We start from the raw sequence: 218 nt of genomic DNA on the forward strand, positions 1-218 counted from the left end.
CCATTAAATATCAATTTCATTAATTCCATAGATGATTTAGATATTATTATTGATAATTATTACCTCTTCAATAAAGCTGATAGCTATATTCTTGTTGGTGGTTCTAATATCTATGATAATACAATAGATTCAATATTAGGAGAGACAGGATTTCTATGGACATTATTTTTTGATGAAAATGCTTATCGATTACATCGTTGTGAAATATTAAATAATGA

The 218-nt window shown here is 24.8% G+C and carries 1 protein-coding gene; it reads left to right on the plus strand.

Features of this window, described 5'->3' with window-relative positions; translation table 11 throughout:
• Positions 1 to 218 (plus strand): hypothetical protein (locus M983_RS17800; protein WP_210433268.1); only part of this gene is annotated, 218 nt, incomplete at both ends.

This window comes from Proteus myxofaciens ATCC 19692 (assembly GCF_001654855.1).
Classification (GTDB): domain Bacteria; phylum Pseudomonadota; class Gammaproteobacteria; order Enterobacterales; family Enterobacteriaceae; genus Proteus; species Proteus myxofaciens.